At 65.1% G+C, this 395-nt stretch carries 1 protein-coding gene; it reads left to right on the top strand.

Annotated elements, in window-relative coordinates:
* Positions 1–30 precede the first annotated feature (30 nt).
* Positions 31–395, top strand: a 365-nt coding sequence (locus EN808_RS35245) for an ATP-binding cassette domain-containing protein (protein ID WP_245525206.1), incomplete at its 3' end; no start/stop codon positions are given.

The raw sequence follows: 395 nt of genomic DNA, 5'->3' as shown, positions 1-395 counted from the left end.
CCTGAAGTCGGTTCGCACCGCATAGCCGCTGTGTTCCAGGAACCCACCCTGCTGCCCTGGCGGACGGTGGAGCAGAATGTCAGGCTGGCGCTGCCGAAAGACCTGCGAACGAAAAATCTCGACGGGCTGTTTGCCTCGCTCGGTCTTACCGGCATGCGCTCACTCTATCCGGCGGAGCTCTCGCTTGGCCTTGCGCGAAGGGCGGCACTTGCGAGGGCTTTCGCGACCGAACCGGCTGTGCTTTTCCTGGACGAGCCCTTCGTCTCGCTTGACGGGCGGACCGCCGAGCAGCTCCGGCGCCTGCTTCTTGCGGTCTGGTCGGCCCGGCCCACGACCGCCCTTATGGTGACGCACAATCTGACCGAGGCCCTGACGCTCTCGGATCGCATCATCGT

This window comes from Mesorhizobium sp. M8A.F.Ca.ET.165.01.1.1 (assembly GCF_004792065.1).
GTDB lineage: Bacteria > Pseudomonadota > Alphaproteobacteria > Rhizobiales > Rhizobiaceae > Mesorhizobium.
The sequence above is the reverse complement of the archived record's forward strand: the minus strand, read 5'-3'. Positions and strand labels throughout refer to the sequence as shown.